The following is a 14,392-nucleotide window of genomic DNA, read 5'->3' as shown; positions in this document are numbered from 1 at the left end:
GTTGGTAAGTTACTTTTGGTATATAAGCATGTCAAGCGATCAATCCCCTGCCCCTCGCCGTCGCCTGTCCCGGGATGACCGGCTACGCCAGTTGCTCGACGTGGCCTGGCAACTGGTGCGCGAAGAAGGCACCGACGCGCTGACCCTCGGGCATCTGGCCGAATTGGCCGGCGTTACAAAGCCGGTGGTGTATGACCATTTCGGCGATCGCGCGGGGCTGCTGGCCGCGCTGTATGAAGATTTCGACGCGCGGCAGAACCAGGTGTTTGCCGCTGCAATCGAGGCCAGCGAACCCACCCTGGATGATCGCGCCCGGGTGATTGCCTCGTGCTATGTCGACTGTGTGTTGTTGCAGGGGCGGGAAATTCCGGGAGTGATTGCGGCCCTGGCCGGCAGCCCGGAACTGGAAACCATCAAACGCGAGTACGACGTGATTTTCCTCGGCAAGTGTCGCGATGCCCTCGCCCCCTTTGCCGTGGACGGTGTGATTGGCCAGCCCGGTTTACGCGCAATGCTGGGCGCGGCGGACGCCTTGTCCCATGCTGCGGCCAGCGGGGAGATCAGCCCGCTGGAGGCGCAAGAGGAGCTGTTTGCGAGCATCAAGTCGATGGTGAGTCGAGGAGCGCGTTAGCCCAGCCTTGCGTGCACGAACATCCGAGCCTTGTGGGTCATCTGGTCGAAGTGACGATCACGCTGTTTTTCGGCATCGACCATCGCCCGCTTGCCGTGCTTTTGCAGGAGGTAGGTGTGGATCTGCCGCACCTCCAGCGAGCTGTAGATCGACGCCACATCCAGCAACCCCATCAAGCCGTCAGTGCTGTAGTCGCGGGTGTTCATCAACACCTGGGTACCGCGCACACCGCGCAGTTGAAAGCCCATGGACTCGAACGCCGGGACCTTCTCCACTGCGCAGGTCAGTTCGGCATGGGGGTAGCGGGCAAGCATGTCCTGCATCATCGCCCGCGCCACGCCTTTGCGCCGATGGCTGGCGTGCACCGCCATGTAAGCCACGCCGCACGCCTCGGGATCGTCCTTCACCGGCAGGTACAGCAGGAAGCCGATCACCTGCTCCTGCGCGTCCAGCGCGACGATCAATTCCACCGCAATGCCCTTGGACCCGCCCAGCGCTTCCAGGTACAGGTGCACCTCGTAGCCGATGGCGTACTGGTAGACGTTGTACAGCAGGTTGCTTGGCGGGATGGCGACCATGCTGATGTCCGTCAGGTAGTCGACCACCATCTGCAGGATCTGCGCGTTGATCGGCTCGGGGCATGGGGTTTCGTAATGGGTAAGGCTGAACATTTGAATTCCTGGTGTTTCATTTTAAGGCCCGGCGGATTGTACCTGCTGAAGGGCCGCCGTGGACCCGCAAGCACCCATTGTGGCGAGGGAGCTTGCTCCCGCTGGGCTGCGTAGCAGCCCCATTAAGCGCGCCGCGTTCTTTTCGCGGGAAACAGGATGCAGGTTTTGGGGCTGCTTCGCAGCCCAGCGGGAGCAAGCTCCCTCGCCACAGGGGAGCTGGATGTCCGGGCTCGGCTCATTGCGCACATACCTCCCGCAGGCAACCGCGCAGCCAGCGATGGGCCAGGTCGGCGTCCAGGCGCGGGTGCCAGAGCATCGATACAGTGAAGTCCGGGAACACGAACGGCAGCGCAAAGCGGTAGAGGTCGCTGTGCAGGTTGGCGGTATGCCGCTCCGGCACGCTGGCGATCAGGTCGGTGCTGCGGGCCAGGGCCAGGGCGGTAGAGAAGCCGGCGACGATGGTCACCACGTCCCGGGTCAGCCCGAGCGCTTCAAGGGCTTGATGGATCTGGCCCTGATCACGGCCGCGCCGGGACACGTAGATGTGCTGGCCTTCGGCGAAGCGCTGCGGCGTGACTTCGCCCTGGCTGAGCGGATGGCCCTTGCGCACCACGCCGATAAACCGGTCGCGGAACAGCGCCTGGGTCAGCACCTCGGGGCTGGCGCTGCTGTCGACCACGCCGGTTTCCAGGTCGACACTGCCATCGCGCAGCGGCGTACTGCCTTTGTCCGGCTTGTGCACGAAGCGCAACCGCACGCCAGGCGCTTCCCGGGCGATCCGCGTCAACAGCGCCGGGCCGAAGTTTTCAACAAATCCGTCGCTGGTGCGCAAGGTGAAGGTGCGTACCAGTTGGCTCACATCCAGCGTCGCAGCGGGTCGCAACACCGCTTCGGCGTCCTGCACCAACTGGCTGACCTGTTCGCGCAACGCCAGAGCGCGCGGCGTGGGTACCAGGCCGCGGCCGGCACGGACCAATAACGGATCGCCGGTGGTTTCCCGCAGTCGCGCCAGCGCCCGGCTCATCGCCGACGGGCTCAGGCGCAAGCGTTGAGCAGCACGGGCGACGCTGCCTTCGGCGAGCAACACATCCAGGGTGACCAGCAGATTGAAATCAGGTGTCGACACGGCAAACCTCATAGGGCGTTTGGCGCACGTATAAAGTGCAAATGCTGCGCCTTCCGCCATGTTAGGTGACGGCGTAGATTTCTGACAGCGGTCAAACCCTGGAGCCTCTTGATGAAATCACCTGCACCCCATGGCGCTCTCGTCGCCCTGTCACTGTCCATGTTGCTGGCGTCCTTGGGCACCAGCATCGCCAACGTCGGCCTGCCGAGCCTGGTGCAGGCGTTTGATGCATCGTTCCAGGCGGCGCAGTGGGTGGTGCTCGCCTACTTGCTGGCGATTACTGCGGTGATCGTCAGCGTCGGGCGCCTGGGCGACCTGATGGGCCGCAGCCGCCTGCTCTTGGCCGGGTTATTGCTCTTCACCGTTGCCTCGGCCCTGTGCGGCATGGCTCCGTCCCTCGGGCTGTTGATTGCGGCCCGCGCCCTGCAAGGCCTGGGCGCGGCGATCATGATGGCGATGACCATGGCGCTGGTGGGCGAGACCGTGGCCAAGGAACGCACCGGCCGCGCCATGGGGTTGCTGGGCACGATGTCGGCCATGGGTACCGCGCTGGGGCCAAGCCTTGGCGGGGTGTTGATCGCGGGGTTTGGCTGGCGCGCGCTGTTTTTCATCACCGTGCCGCTGGGTTTGCTGACATTTGCCCTCGCCCGGCGCTATCTGCGCGTCGACCGCCATGGGCTACAGCCCGCGCAATCCGGGTTCAGTTTCTTGTCGACTTTACGGGATTCAACGCTAAGCGCTGGCCTGGCCATGAGCGCGCTGGTATCGGCGGTGATGATGGCGACCTTGGTGGTCGGGCCCTTCTACCTGACCCACGGTGCAGGCCTCGACCCTGCCTGGATGGGCCTGACAATGGCAGTCGGGCCCTGCGTTTCGGCATTGACGGGCATCCCTGCGGGACGTTTGACCGACCGTTTCGGCTGCGGCCCGATGACCATCGCCGGGCTGCTGGCGATGCTGGCGGGGTGCCTGCTGCTCTCCCTGGCGCCGCTGAACCTTGGGGTTGCCGGGTACGTCGCCCCGCTGATCATCCTCACCCTCGGCTACGCCCAGTTTCAAGCCGCCAACAACACCGCCGTGATGAGCGACGTACTGGCAGACCGCCGTGGCGTAGTCGCCGGCTTGCTCAACCTGTCGCGCAATGTGGGGCTGATCGCGGGCGCCTCGGCATTGGGTGCTGTCTTTGCGCACGTTTCAGGTGACCTCTCCACAGCCACTCCCGGCGATGTGGGAAGTGGGATGCAAGCCACGTTCGGCGTGGCATTGGCACTGATTGGTGTAGGTCTTTTCCTGGCCCTACGCGCCCGGTTCCGCGTAACACCTGTCTTGACAAGGTAAAATCGTAACGACTATTGTCTGACAACCTGATTACCAAGGTTTTCTTATGCTTGAGCTCCAGCGCCCTGATTCGCTCGTTATGCGCGTTGTCAGCGCCATTCGTGCAGAAATCGACTCCGGCCAACTGGCGCCCGAAGCGCGCCTGCCCACCGAACAGCAACTGGCTGAACAACTCAATGTCAGCCGTTCGGTGGTGCGCGAAGCGATTGCCCAGCTCAAGGCCGACGGCGTACTGACCGCACGGCGTGGCCTGGGCTCATTTATCTCGCAAACCCCGGCCGGCACCGTGTTCCGCTTCCCGGAAAAAAACGGTCGCCGCCCGGACCTGGCGCAAATGTTCGAAGTGCGCCTGTGGATCGAAACCCAGGCCGCCTCGATTGCCGCCCAACGCCGCGACGCCGCCGACCTGCAGCGCATGAAGACCGCCCTGCAGGAAATGCACGACAAGCGCGCCGACTTCGACGCCGCCGCCCTGGCCGATGTGGAATTCCATCGCGCCATCGCCGAGGCCAGCAAGAACGACTATTTCGTGGCCTTCCATGACTTCCTCAGAAGCCAACTGGCCAGCGCCCGCAAGACCGCCTGGGAAAACTCCGCCACCCGCTTTGTCAGCGGCTCGGCCGATGCCACCCAGGAACACACTGCGCTCTACCAGGCCATCGTCGACGGTGATGCCCAAGGCGCTGCCGCCTGTGCCGAGGCTCACTTGCGCGCCGCAGCAAGGCGCCTGCATCTGGAACTGCCCGCTATCAATTGACCGATCCGAACCCGTTTAAAGCGTGCCGATGGCGCGCTGTTTTTTTAACAGAACCATTAGTCTGACAACCTGATAAGCAGACTGAAATGCGTAGGTACCCAAAACAATGATTTATGACTTTTGCATCATCGGCGGCGGCATCGTCGGTTTGGCCACCGCGATGGAGTTGCTCAAGCGCCAGCCCAACGCCTCGCTGGTGATCCTGGAGAAGGAGAGCCTGTTGGCCAAACACCAGACCGGCCATAACAGCGGCGTGATCCATGCCGGCATCTACTACGCGCCGGGCAGCCTCAAGGCCGACTTGTGCAAACGTGGCGCCGAAGCCACCAAGCAGTTTTGCACCGAGCACGGGATCAAGTTCGAGGTGTGCGGCAAGTTGCTGGTGGCTTCGACTGATCTGGAAGTACAACGGATGGAAGCGCTGTACGCCCGCTCGCAGCTCAACGGCATGAAAGTCGAACGCCTGGACGCCGACCAGTTGCGCCAGCGCGAACCGAACATCGTCGGGCTGGGCGGGCTGTTTCTCGACGCCACCGGCATTGTCGATTACCGCGAAGTCTGCGAAACCATGGCCCGGGTGATTCGTCGCGCCGGCGGGGAAATCTGCCTGGAACGCACCGTCACTGCGATCGTCGAGGACACCGACAAAGTCACCGTCAGCACCCGGGGCGAAAGCTGGCAGGCCAGGCATCTGGTGGTGTGTGCAGGTTTGCAATCGGACCGCCTGGCCGTGATGGCCGGCGTCAAGATCGACCACCAGATCATCCCGTTCCGTGGCGAATACTTCCGCTTGCCGGAATCGAAGAACACCATCGTCAACCACCTGATCTACCCGATTCCCGACCCGGAGCTGCCCTTCCTCGGCGTGCACCTGACCCGCATGATCGACGGCAGCGTCACCGTTGGCCCGAATGCCGTACTCGGTCTGGGTCGCGAGAACTACCGCAAATTCTCGGTGAACTGGCGCGACGTGGCGCAGTACGCGAGCTTCCCGGGTTTCTGGAAAACCATCTGGCAGAACCTCGGTTCGGGCAGCGTCGAGATGAAAAACTCGCTGTTCAAGTCCGGCTACCTGGAGCAGTGCCGCAAGTACTGCCCATCGCTCAACATCGAAGACCTGCTGCCTTATGAAGCCGGCATCCGCGCCCAGGCCGTGATGCGCGACGGCACCCTGGTGCACGACTTCCTGTTCGCCCAGACCCCGCGAATGCTCCACGTGTGCAATGCACCCTCACCCGCTGCCACCTCCGCGATTCCCATCGGCTCGATGATCGCCGACCGCATGTTCAAGCCCCACTGACGCACCGCACCACGCCTCACTTTGACAATAAATATAATGACTCATAAGGAAGTACAGAATGACGGCTACAGCCCGCACCCCGGACGTTGAAACCCCCGAGCAAACCAGGAAACGCCTGCGCAAAGTCGCGGCCGCGACGATCTTCGGTTCGATGCTGGAGTGGTATGACTTTTACCTGTACGCCACCATGGCGGCGATTGTGTTCTCGAAGATTTTCTTCGATAACAGCGACCCGAAAGCCGCTACGCTGATGGCGTTTTCCACCTTTGCCATCGGCTTCATCGCGCGCCCGTTCGGCGGCATTCTGTTCGGCTACCTGGGCGACAAGTTCGGGCGTAAACAAGTGCTGGTGCTGACCTTCTGCATGATGGGCGTGTGCACCACACTGATCGGGCTGATCCCCAGCTACGCCTCCATCGGCATCTGGGCGCCGATCGTGCTGGTGTTTATCCGTATCATCCAGGGTCTGGGCGCCGGGGCCGAATTGTCCGGCGCGGCGGTCACTTCCTACGAGCACGCCTCGGAAGGCAAGCGCGGCAGCCAGGGTGCATGGCCGGCGCTGGGGCTGAACCTGGGTTTGCTGCTGTCTTCGCTGACCGTGTACCTGCTGACCATCAACGGCAATGAATTCCTGCTGGCCGGCGGCTGGCGGATTCCGTTCATTTGCAGCATCGCGCTGGTGGGTGTGGGCCTGTGGGTGCGCAACAGCATCCCGGAAACCCCGGAATTCAAGGAACTGAGCAAGGAAACCGCAAAGGCCAAGGCGTCGCCGCTCAAGGCGCTGTTCAAGAACGACCTCAAGGGCCTGGCCGTGGTGTTCTTCGTGGCGATTGGCTACAACGCGTTGAGCTACATCTTCAAGACCTTTTCCCTGGCTTACCTCACCCAGTTCAAGGGTGTCGATGTGCACGTCACGTCGCTGTCGGTGACCATTGCCAGCCTGATCGCCATCGTCGCCGTGCCATGCTTCGGCTGGTTGTGCGACAAGTGGAGCAGCAAGACCGTGCTGATGCTCGGCGGCCTGCTGTCGCTGCTGTTTGCCTACCCGTTCCTTGCGCTGCTCAATACCGGTGAAAGCCTGATGATCTACGTCGCCATTGGCGTGGGCACCGGCATCCTCGCGCCGATGATGTTTGCGCCGCAGGGTTCATTCCTGAGCCGCCAGTTCCCGACCCAGACCCGCTCCTCGGGCTTTGGCACCGGGCGGGAAATCGGCACTGCGATCGCAGGTGGCCTGGCGCCATTAGGGGCGTTGTCGATGGTGGCGGCGTCGGCCACTCACTCCACTGATGGCGTTGTGATAATCCTCGCGATCTCGTCCCTGCTGGTGGTGGTGTTCGCCTTGTGCGATCAGGGCCGTAAACACTCGGCATTCAAGAACTGAGGCAAAAAGTTCGGACCAACGGGTGCATGGATGCCCCTTCATCGCGCATCATGGGCACTTTCAAGCTCAAGGGAAACGTCCATGCGCGTTCTGTCATTGATGATGGGTCTTACGACGCTGGCCGCCAGTCTGGTGTTTACCGCCCAGGCGCAGGCGGGTGAAGAAAGCCTGTTGGTCGACTCGATCAATCAATACCGCAGCCAGGTCCAGCGCTGCGGCAACCAGGGTTCCCAGGAATTGCCACCGCTGGCCAGCGACACGCGGCTGGTGTTGCCGGTCAACAGTGTCGGCGACTTGCAGCAGGCGCTGGCGCGGGCGGCGTACCCGATGGTCAACGTCCAGGCCATCAGCCTGTCCGGGCCCAGGAACGCCGAAGCCGCGATGAAAGCCGTGCGCGAAAGTTTTTGCCGGGTGGTGCTCGACCCGCAGTTCATTGATATCGGCGTGAGCAACAGCGGCCAGGACTGGCGCATCGTGCTGGCCCGCCCGCTGCTGACCAGCGGCCTGGGCGAGACCCAGACCGAAGGCAAGAAGGTGCTCGACCTGATCAACACCGCCCGCCAGCAACCACGCCAATGTGGCGCCCAGGCCTTTGCCGCCACCACGCCCCTGAGCTGGAACGAAGCACTCGCCAACGCCGCCGCCGGCCACGCGCGCAACATGGCCAACGGCAACTTCTTCGATCACCTGGACCACGATGGCCGCACCCCGGGTGACCGGGCTGAACTGGCAGGCTACATCGGCCAGCAGATCGGCGAGAACATCGCTGCCGGCATGGACACCCCACGCAAGGTGGTCGACGGCTGGCTGGCCAGCCCCGGGCACTGTGCCAACCTGATGAACCCGCAGTTCCGCGAAATGGGCGCCGCCTACGCCATGGACCCGAAAAGTGATGCCGGCATCTACTGGACCGGTTTGTTTGGCGTGCAGCAGCAATAACGGTTTGTATCCCAACGTATCTTCCCGGCGAGGCGACACACTGCGAGGTGCAGGGCCCCGGCGATGACACATTGCGGATACGCCGGCGCGGTTTCCTGTGCACACCGGCCCACCCCGGGCCACTTGCGAGGAAACCGTCATGTCCCAGAACAGCACCGTGCTCTACACCGGCAAAACCCACACCACCGGCGGGCGTGAAGGCGCGTCCCACAGCGATGACCTGCACCTGGACATCAAGCTGTCGCCGCCCGGCTCCAAGGCGGCCGGCACCAACCCCGAGCAACTGTTTGGTGCCGGCTGGTCCGCCTGCTTTATCGGCGCAATGGGCAAAGCCGCACAAACCCTTCACATCCGCCTGCCCGCCGACACGGCGGTGAGTGCCGAAGTGGACCTGGTGAACAGCCCGGAAGATGGCTATTACCTGCAGGCGCGCCTGCGGGTCAGCCTGCCGGGTATCGAACACTCGGCGGCGCAGGCACTGGTGGACCGTGCCCACCAGACGTGTCCGTATTCCAAGGCCACCCGCGGCAATATCGCGGTAACGATTACGGTGGCCTGAAGGGAGCTCAGCGAAGCATTATCCGGCCGAGACACTAAAGTGCCATCTAGTGGATAATCCCGCTGAACTGGCTGAGTCCCGGGATGTCTGTAGCTTGGCATCCCTACCTCAGCGAACCGTGGCAAGAAGGCGTTCACCGAATGACAAACTGGCTGCAAGGCGGCGGCGAAATGGCCGAACGGGTCCGGCATCACAACTGGGCCAATACGCCATTGGGGCCTTTGGAACACTGGCCGGACGTACTGAAGACCACCGTCGCCCTGTGCCTTGCCTCCAGTTTCCCCCAGGCGATCGTCTGGGGGCCTGCGCTGATCACGCTTTACAACGACGGGTTTATCCCGATTCTCGGCGACAAGCCTGATGCCCTCGGGCGGCCATTCAACGAGATCTGGCAGGAAGCCTGGCCCGAGATCAGTCCGATCGCGGATGCCGCCTTCGCAGGTGAAGCCACCTTTATCGAAAACTTCCCGCTGACGATCGAACGCGGCGGCGCGCCGGAGCAGGCGTACTTCACCTTCTGCTACAGCCCGATCCGCGACGTACAGGGCAAGGTGGTCGGCATGCTCGACACCGTGACCGAAACCACCGCCACCGTGGTTTTGTCCCAGCGCCTGGCCGAGCTGAATGCAAGCCTGGAGCAGCGCGTCACCGAAAGGACCACCCTGCTGACCCAGACCGAAGCCGCCTTGCGTCAATCGCAAAAGCTTGAAGCCATCGGCCAGTTGACCGGTGGCGTGGCCCACGACTTCAACAACCTGCTGACCATCATTCGCTCATCCGTCGACTTCCTGCGGATGCCGAGCCTGTCCGAAGAGCGTCGCCAGCGCTACATGAGCGCGGTCACCGACACCGTGGACCGGGCCGGCAAATTGACCAGCCAGTTGCTCGCATTTGCCCGGCGCCAGCCGCTGAACCCGGAAGTGTTCGATGCAGGCCTGCGGGTGAAAAACATCGGCGAGATGCTCGAGACGGTGACTGGCGCGCGGATTCATGTGCACGTCGAACTGCCCGGGCAGCCGTGCTACATCCGCGCCGACTCCAGCCAGTTTGAAACCGCCCTGATCAACATCGCCCTCAACGCCAGGGACGCGATGAACGGCCAGGGTAGCCTGACCCTGCGACTGGACGCCGATCAAGCACTGCCGAGCATCCGTGGTGACGCCGGTTCACGCCAGGCGTTCATCGCCATTTCACTCACCGACACCGGCAGCGGGATTCCCGGGGAGACGTTCGAGCGCATCTTCGAACCCTTCTTCACCACCAAGGAAGTCGGCAAGGGCACCGGCCTGGGACTGTCCCAGGTGTTCGGCTTCGCCAAGCAATCGGGCGGCAACGTCGATGTGGCCAGCCAGGTTGGCCAGGGCACGGTGTTTACCCTGTACTTGCCGCAAGTGGTACCTGAAGAGAGCTTCCAACGTGACACCCCGGACACCTGCGGGCTGATCACCGAATGCGCCCAGCGCCATATCCTGGTGGTGGAAGACAACCTGGAAGTGGGCCGCTTTGCCAATCAGATCCTCCAGGACCTCGGCTACCAGACCACCTGGGCAACCAATGCCGAACAGGCGCTGGAACTGGCCGGCGCAGACGCGTTGGGGTTCGATGCGGTGTTTTCCGACGTGGTGATGCCCGGCATCACCGGGGTGGCCCTGGCCAGGGAGCTGCGACGCCGCCGGCCCGGCCTGCCGGTGGTACTGACCTCGGGCTACAGCGAGGAACTGGCGGAAAGCGGCTATGAAGGCCTGGTGTTCCTGCCCAAGCCCTACTCGGCCGACCAGGTCTCACAGGTGCTGGCCAAGGCGCTGCTCAAGGGCTGAGGCCTATTCCGCGACGGCCACCTGGTTACGCCCGAGGGCCTTGGCGCGGTACAGCGCCTTGTCTGCGGTGTTCATCAGGCCGTGCAGGTCCTGGTCCACCGCGCGAGCCCAGGCCACGCCGAGGCTTGCGGTCAACCCCTTGACCGGCTCGCTGGTCAGCCCGGCAATGGCCTTGATCAACTGCTCGGCGATGTCCCGCCCGGTCTCCAGCGACGTATCCGGCAGCAACACCGCAAACTCCTCGCCCCCCAGCCGCCCGTACACATCGGCCTGGCGAAACGACGCGCTGATCACCCCGCCGATCTGGCGCAGCACCTGGTCCCCGGCCTGGTGGCCGTAGGTGTCATTGATGTCCTTGAAGTGGTCCATGTCCATCATCAGCGCGCACAACGGCTGCTGGTTATGCCGGCACTGTTCGTAGAGCAACTGCGCATGCTCGAAAAACGCCCGGCGGTTCATCAGGCCGGTGAGTTCGTCGGTTTGCGCGGCGCGGGCGGAGATGTTGTGGGCTCGTTCCATTTGCCGGGTCAGGCGAAAGGCTTTTTCCAGGGCATCCGACAGCTTGCGCGTGGCGCCACCGACAAACGAAGAGAACACCAGCACCGCCAGGGCCATGCCGACTTGCATCGACGACGGTTGAAACAGCAGCCACAGGGTGCACGGCAGCAGCACCAGGCCCATGGAGACCAGGGTCATGTAGCGATAGGCTGAATAACACGAGACTGCGCTGACCGACATGCCCACGGTGAACAACATCACCAGGGCCTGGGACAGGCGGTCGTCGGTGGGCATCAGGGCGAATGCGCCGATGCCCCACACCCCGGCCGACAACATCAGCGTTACCCAGTAGCGCCGCTCCCAGCGCGCGGGGGTGCGTTCACTGTTGGGGCAGCGAAACCAGTCCATGAACATCCACACCCGCAGCAACGACGTCCCCGCCAATACCACCAGCCAGACCAGCATTACCCGGTGATCAAAACGTTCCCAGCACAGCCAGCACAGCATGGCGGCCGCCATATAACTGCCGAACACTGCAGAGAATGACTGGCGAAACAGCTGGTGCAATCGATCTGTTCGTACCTGCTCCTCGATGAAGCAATCCTGGTCCTGCCCACGCCCAAGGCCATTCATTTGGTCCGCCTGATCTTACTGCCGCGACAAAGTGCCATTGTGGCATCCTGCCAGTAGCCCTAACAACTGAATCAAGCGTGCTAGAGCGCCGAAAGCAGGATAAATATAGGTGAACACCTTCTCGCTCGCTCCAAGGATCAGAGTCCACCCATGAATACCCACCCGATTACCACCGAACGCCTGATTCTCAGGCCCGCAGCGGCCGACGATGTGGCCAGTGTATTTGCCATTTATGGCGATCCCGAGACCAACCGCTACAACCCGGCGGGCCCCTTGACGGACCTGGGCCAAGCCGAGGCCGCCCTGGCTCGCTGGCTGCTGCACTGGACAGAACATGGTTTCGGCCAATGGGCGATTGCCACACAAGAGGCGCCGGACCGCGTGATCGGCTTTGGTGGCATCACCTTGTACCCCTACAACGACGTTGAGCGGATCAACCTGGGCTACCGCTTTGCGGTCAACGCCTGGGGCCAGGGCTTTGCAACCGAGATTGCCAGGGCGGCGTTGCAGTTTGCCTTTGTCGAACTGGACCAGCCGCAGGTGTACGGCGTGGTGCGTCCGGCGCATACAGCGTCGATCAAGGTGCTGGAGAAAATCGGCATGCAGTACATCGATGAGCTGGACGATGTACCCGGTCAGGCGCCGAGCCTGGTGTATGTGGCCCGGCGGGCCCTCTGACCTTTGTATCGCAGTGTGTCCAAACACCGCTGCGATACAAAACCTTTAACCCACGGGTTTTCTCGAAACAGACGGGATACACAACTACGTTCAACTGTGAGCCAGGCACACCACCCGCCGCCGGAGACTCACCATGCACACACAGTTGAACATCCCACCCCGCCGCCTGATGGGCGCGTCGCTGCTGGCCTTTGCGCTGTTGCAGTTCGGTGCCCTCGGCGTCGCCAGTGCACAGGACGCGCAAGCACCGGCGGCTGCCAGCGCAACTGCCCACAGCGCGCTCGGCCCGTTGAAGCATGTGAAAGCCGGCTTGCTGGATGTGGCCTACGCCGAAGTCGGCCCGGCCGATGGCCCGGTGGTGATCCTGCTGCATGGCTGGCCCTACGACATTGACAGCTACTCCGAGGTAGCGCCGCTGCTGGCTGCCCAGGGCTACCGGGTGCTGGTGCCTTACGCCCGCGGCTATGGCGATACCCATTTCCTGTCGGCAAAGACCCTGCGCAACGGCCAGCCGGCCGCCCTCGCCGTCGACCTGATCGACTTCATGGACGCGCTGAAGATCAAGCAGGCCGTGCTCGGCGGCTATGACTGGGGGGCGCGCACCGCCGACATCGTCTCGGCGTTGTGGCCTGAGCGGGTCAAGGCGCTGGTATCGGTCAGCGGCTACCTGATCGGCAACCAGGCCGCGGGCAAGAACCCATTGCCGCCCAAGGCCGAGTTGCAATGGTGGTACCAGTTCTACTTCGCCACCGATCGCGGCGCCGCCGGCTATGCGAAAAACACCCACGACTTTGCCAAGTTGATCTGGCAGATCGCCTCGCCAAAATGGGCATTCGACGACGCCACCTTCGACCGCAGCGCCAAGGGCCTGGACAACCCCGACCACGTCGCCGTATCGATCTTCAACTACCGCTGGCGCCTGGGGCTGGTGCAGGGCGAGAAAAAATACGCTGCGCTGGAACAGAAACTGGCCACTGCACCCTCCATCAACGTACCCACCATCACCATGGAAGGCGACGCCAACGGCGCGCCGCACCCGGCCGCAGAGGACTATGCCAAACGCTTTACCGGCAAGTACGAATACCGGCTGATCAGCGGCGGCATCGGCCACAACCTGCCGCAGGAAGCACCGCAAGCCTTTGCCAAGGCTGTGATCGATGCGGACCACCTGTGATGAAGCGCCTGCATCTTGCTGCACTCGTCGCTGCAACAGCTGCCGTGGTGGCCACCGCTACCGGGTTCGCCTTTGGCGGCCCGGCCATCAGCGAGCCTTCGCCGATCTACGGCGTGACCATTCCCGACGGCTACCGTCAATGGGAGCTGATCGCGCCGGCCCTGGAAGCCGACCCGCTGAATGAACTGCGAGTGGTGCTGGGCAATAAAGTGGCGCTCAAGGCGTACCGCGACGGCACGCTGCCCTTCCCCGACGGCACCGTGCTGGCGAAACTGGCCTGGAAGCACGTGCAATCGCCCGAGTTCAAGACCGCGTCGATTCCCGGCGCGGCGACCACCGTGCAGTTCATGGTCAAGGACTCGAAGAAATACGCAGCGACCGGAGGCTGGGGCTTTGGACGGTTCATCAATGGCAAGCCGGTAGACCAGGCGCAGCATGAGACGTGCTTTGCCTGCCATCAGGCGCTGGTGAAGAACCACGATTATGTGTTCACCCGGCTGGCGCCTTAGCGCAATAGCCCTTTTCAACAACAAACGCCGTAGCGCTCACGCCCGGCTTCAGGCCCAACTCGGCCACCGCGTCGCGGGTCACGATGGAAAACACCTTCGAACCGCCCGCCAACTGCTCGCCGCCGGGCAGGGTCAACACCACTTCGGCATTGACCGCGCCGTGCTGGACCTGGCTGACCTGGCCTTTGGATACGTTGCGTGCACTGACTTTCATGGAAACGGTTCTTGTCTTGACTTGTAGGTTGGGAATTGCCGCGCATGGTTAAACGTTGCCTTGTGTAAAAACAACTGTAGCGCCCTGCTCTGGCTGGAACCCCACGCCAATAAAGAAGGCCGCCCAATGGGCGGCCTTCATCTGGAGCAGTTACCGAAGACTGA

At 62.9% G+C, this 14,392-nt stretch carries 15 protein-coding genes; 11 read left to right on the top strand and 4 right to left on the bottom strand.

Translation table 11 applies throughout. The annotated features are described in order from the left end of the window. The first annotated feature begins 28 nt into the window (after positions 1-28). A complete protein-coding gene (locus HYE77_RS28130) occupies positions 29-631 on the top strand; it encodes a TetR/AcrR family transcriptional regulator (protein WP_032899501.1) in 603 nt (200 codons plus the stop codon). On the opposite strand, the gene HYE77_RS28125 is transcribed toward HYE77_RS28130, so the two are convergent. Next, positions 628-1,302, bottom strand: coding sequence for a GNAT family N-acetyltransferase (locus tag HYE77_RS28125; RefSeq protein ID WP_003215223.1), 675 nt, complete (start codon positions 1,300-1,302; stop codon positions 628-630). The genes HYE77_RS28130 and HYE77_RS28125 overlap by 4 nt on opposite strands. Positions 1,303-1,537: 235 nt before the next feature. Then, a complete protein-coding gene (locus HYE77_RS28120) occupies positions 1,538-2,428 on the bottom strand; it encodes a LysR family transcriptional regulator (protein WP_003215222.1) in 891 nt (296 codons plus the stop codon). 111 nt (positions 2,429-2,539) lie between these two features. On the opposite strand from HYE77_RS28120, the gene HYE77_RS28115 reads away from it, so the two are divergent. The 7 genes from HYE77_RS28115 to HYE77_RS28085 all read left to right on the top strand — a co-directional run bounded on the left by HYE77_RS28115 (position 2,540) and on the right by HYE77_RS28085 (position 10,522). After that, a complete protein-coding gene (locus HYE77_RS28115; protein WP_177070064.1) occupies positions 2,540-3,766 on the top strand; it encodes an MFS transporter in 1,227 nt (408 codons plus the stop codon). A 46-nt stretch (positions 3,767-3,812) separates the two neighbouring features. After that, a complete protein-coding gene (locus tag HYE77_RS28110; RefSeq protein ID WP_008436372.1) occupies positions 3,813-4,523 on the top strand; it encodes a FadR/GntR family transcriptional regulator in 711 nt (236 codons plus the stop codon). Between the two features lie 106 nt (positions 4,524-4,629). After that, positions 4,630-5,823, top strand: coding sequence for an L-2-hydroxyglutarate oxidase (gene lhgO / locus HYE77_RS28105; RefSeq protein WP_003215216.1), 1,194 nt, complete (start codon positions 4,630-4,632; stop codon positions 5,821-5,823). 58 nt (positions 5,824-5,881) lie between these two features. Continuing rightward, a complete protein-coding gene (locus HYE77_RS28100; RefSeq protein ID WP_008436370.1) occupies positions 5,882-7,207 on the top strand; it encodes an MFS transporter in 1,326 nt (441 codons plus the stop codon). An 81-nt stretch (positions 7,208-7,288) separates the two neighbouring features. Next, positions 7,289-8,146: a CAP domain-containing protein gene (locus tag HYE77_RS28095; RefSeq protein WP_003215212.1), complete on the top strand. Its 858-nt coding sequence runs from the start codon at positions 7,289-7,291 to the stop codon at positions 8,144-8,146. Between the two features lie 139 nt (positions 8,147-8,285). Further along, a complete protein-coding gene (locus HYE77_RS28090) occupies positions 8,286-8,705 on the top strand; it encodes an organic hydroperoxide resistance protein (RefSeq protein WP_177070063.1) in 420 nt (139 codons plus the stop codon). 140 nt (positions 8,706-8,845) lie between these two features. Further along, positions 8,846-10,522 carry an ATP-binding protein gene (locus HYE77_RS28085; protein WP_008436365.1) on the top strand — a complete coding sequence of 559 codons (1,677 nt, stop codon included), beginning with the start codon at positions 8,846-8,848 and terminating at the stop codon, positions 10,520-10,522. A 3-nt stretch (positions 10,523-10,525) separates the two neighbouring features. Here HYE77_RS28085 and HYE77_RS28080 read toward each other — a convergent pair whose 3' ends face one another. Further along, a complete protein-coding gene (locus tag HYE77_RS28080) occupies positions 10,526-11,653 on the bottom strand; it encodes a sensor domain-containing diguanylate cyclase (protein WP_177009439.1) in 1,128 nt (375 codons plus the stop codon). Between the two features lie 150 nt (positions 11,654-11,803). On the opposite strand from HYE77_RS28080, the gene HYE77_RS28075 reads away from it, so the two are divergent. The 3 genes from HYE77_RS28075 (at position 11,804) to HYE77_RS28065 (ending at position 14,014) form a co-directional block, all read left to right on the top strand. Beyond that, entirely contained in the window at positions 11,804-12,331 is a 528-nt protein-coding gene (locus tag HYE77_RS28075) for a GNAT family N-acetyltransferase (RefSeq protein ID WP_177070062.1), read from the top strand. Positions 12,332-12,464: 133 nt separating this feature from the next. Beyond that, positions 12,465-13,505: an alpha/beta fold hydrolase gene (locus tag HYE77_RS28070; protein ID WP_177070060.1), complete on the top strand. Its 1,041-nt coding sequence runs from the start codon at positions 12,465-12,467 to the stop codon at positions 13,503-13,505. Then, a complete protein-coding gene (locus HYE77_RS28065; RefSeq protein WP_177047183.1) occupies positions 13,505-14,014 on the top strand; it encodes a cytochrome P460 family protein in 510 nt (169 codons plus the stop codon). The genes HYE77_RS28070 and HYE77_RS28065 overlap by 1 nt, the downstream gene beginning before the upstream one ends. Here HYE77_RS28065 and HYE77_RS28060 read toward each other — a convergent pair. Beyond that, positions 13,995-14,228 (bottom strand): molybdopterin-binding protein, encoded by a 234-nt coding sequence (locus HYE77_RS28060; RefSeq protein WP_003215195.1) that lies wholly within the window; start codon positions 14,226-14,228, stop codon positions 13,995-13,997. The genes HYE77_RS28065 and HYE77_RS28060 overlap by 20 nt on opposite strands. Positions 14,229-14,392: the final 164 nt, after the last annotated feature.

This window comes from Pseudomonas sp. IPO3774, assembly GCF_013386835.1.
Lineage (GTDB): Bacteria > Pseudomonadota > Gammaproteobacteria > Pseudomonadales > Pseudomonadaceae > Aquipseudomonas.
The sequence above is the reverse complement of the archived record's forward strand: the minus strand, read 5'-3'. Positions and strand labels throughout refer to the sequence as shown.

Bases quoted from the DNA above. Each gene is read 5' to 3' on its own strand.
- HYE77_RS28095 (WP_003215212.1), top strand. From the start codon at position 7,289: ATGCGCGTTCTGTCATTGATGATGGGTCTTACGACGCTGGCCGCCAGT.
- HYE77_RS28110 (WP_008436372.1), top strand. From the start codon at position 3,813: ATGCTTGAGCTCCAGCGCCCTGATTCGCTCGTTATGCGCGTTGTCAGC.
- HYE77_RS28125 (WP_003215223.1), bottom strand. From the start codon at position 1,302: ATGTTCAGCCTTACCCATTACGAAACCCCATGCCCCGAGCCGATCAAC.
- HYE77_RS28090 (WP_177070063.1), top strand. From the start codon at position 8,286: ATGTCCCAGAACAGCACCGTGCTCTACACCGGCAAAACCCACACCACC.
- HYE77_RS28080 (WP_177009439.1), bottom strand. From the start codon at position 11,653: ATGAATGGCCTTGGGCGTGGGCAGGACCAGGATTGCTTCATCGAGGAG.
- HYE77_RS28075 (WP_177070062.1), top strand. From the start codon at position 11,804: ATGAATACCCACCCGATTACCACCGAACGCCTGATTCTCAGGCCCGCA.
- HYE77_RS28060 (WP_003215195.1), bottom strand. From the start codon at position 14,228: ATGAAAGTCAGTGCACGCAACGTATCCAAAGGCCAGGTCAGCCAGGTC.
- HYE77_RS28070 (WP_177070060.1), top strand. From the start codon at position 12,465: ATGCACACACAGTTGAACATCCCACCCCGCCGCCTGATGGGCGCGTCG.
- HYE77_RS28130 (WP_032899501.1), top strand. From the start codon at position 29: ATGTCAAGCGATCAATCCCCTGCCCCTCGCCGTCGCCTGTCCCGGGAT.
- HYE77_RS28065 (WP_177047183.1), top strand. From the start codon at position 13,505: ATGAAGCGCCTGCATCTTGCTGCACTCGTCGCTGCAACAGCTGCCGTG.
- HYE77_RS28085 (WP_008436365.1), top strand. From the start codon at position 8,846: ATGACAAACTGGCTGCAAGGCGGCGGCGAAATGGCCGAACGGGTCCGG.
- HYE77_RS28115 (WP_177070064.1), top strand. From the start codon at position 2,540: ATGAAATCACCTGCACCCCATGGCGCTCTCGTCGCCCTGTCACTGTCC.
- HYE77_RS28100 (WP_008436370.1), top strand. From the start codon at position 5,882: ATGACGGCTACAGCCCGCACCCCGGACGTTGAAACCCCCGAGCAAACC.
- lhgO (WP_003215216.1), top strand. From the start codon at position 4,630: ATGATTTATGACTTTTGCATCATCGGCGGCGGCATCGTCGGTTTGGCC.